The following is a 1,285-nucleotide window of genomic DNA, read 5'->3' on the forward strand; positions in this document are numbered from 1 at the left end:
CTCCGGGGTCGGAGGAGGCGGGGCCGGCGGTCCGGAGGGGAACGTCGGGAGGTCCCGATCCATAAGCCCCGATCCGGGTAACTCAGGGCAGGGCCGGCTCGCGGTTCTCCTCGAGGTCCTCGAGAGCGGCCAGGTAGCGCTCGGCGTCCAGGGCCGCCGCACAGCCGGTCCCGGCGGCGGTGATCGCCTGGCGGTAGGTGTGGTCCACGACATCGCCCGCGGCGAAGACGCCGGGCAGGTTGGTCCGGGTGGAGGGGGAGGCCACCGCGAGGTAGCCCTCCGGATCGAGGTCGAGCTGCCCCTTGAAGAGCTCGACCCGGGGGTCGTGTCCGATCGCGACGAACAGGCCCGTGGCGGTGAGTCCGGAGCTTTCCCCGGTGACGGTGTCGCGCAGGGTCAGTTCCGTGAGCTTGCCGCCCTCCTCGTGGAGTTCGGTCACCTCGCTGTTCCAGCGGAAGGTGATCTTGGGATCGGCGAAGGCTCGCTCCTGCATCGCGGCGGAGGCGCGCAGGGTGTCCCGGCGGTGGACGATGGTCACGCTCCGGGCGAAGCGGGAGAGGAAGGTGGCCTCCTCCATGGCGGTGTCGCCGCCACCGACCACCACGATGTCCTGCTCCCGGAAGAAGAATCCGTCACAGGTGGCGCAGTAGGAGACACCGCGACCGGAGAGCTCGTCCTCCATCGGCAGCCCCAGCTTGCGGTGCTGGGAGCCGGTGGTGACGATCACCGAGCGGGCCCGGTGGACATTCCCGGCTCCGTCGGTCACGGTCTTGATCTCGCCGCTCAGGTCCACAGCGGTCACGTCGTCCGGCACCAGTTCCGCACCGAAGCGCTCGGCCTGGGCACGCATGTTGTCCATGAGGTCCGGGCCCATGATGCCGTCCCGGAAGCCGGGGAAGTTCTCCACCTCGGTGGTGTTCATGAGGGCGCCACCGGCGGTGACCGAGCCCTCGAAGACCAGGGGGTTGAGCGAGGCACGAGCGGTGTAGAGGGCGGCGGTGTACCCGGCCGGCCCGGAACCGATGACGATGACGTTGCGGACTTCGCTCACGGGTGTCTTCCTTGTCTCGGGAATTGTCGTCTCGGGGGTGTCGTCCCGGGGGTGCCCGGTCGCCCCGGACCAACCGGGCCCGGGGCGAACCTCACTCACCATGCCCCAACGGATCCTAGGCCCCGGACATTCCCGGGCGGGATTCCGGCACCCGAAAGGGTTGTGTGAAGCCTTCCGCCCCGGGAGCGCGCGGGTCCCGGAGGAGCACGCCGGTCCCCCGGCCCGTGCCCGACC

1 protein-coding gene is annotated in these 1,285 nt (G+C 70.4%); it reads right to left on the minus strand.

What is annotated here, in order from left to right:
• Positions 1-82 precede the first annotated feature (82 nt).
• Positions 83-1,051 carry a thioredoxin-disulfide reductase gene (gene trxB / locus FNQ90_RS23610; RefSeq protein WP_182608203.1) on the minus strand — a complete coding sequence of 323 codons (969 nt, stop codon included), beginning with the start codon at positions 1,049-1,051 and terminating at the stop codon, positions 83-85.
• Positions 1,052-1,285: the final 234 nt, after the last annotated feature.

Source organism: Streptomyces alkaliphilus, from assembly GCF_014141535.1.
Classification (GTDB): Bacteria; Actinomycetota; Actinomycetes; order Streptomycetales; family Streptomycetaceae; genus Streptomyces; species Streptomyces alkaliphilus.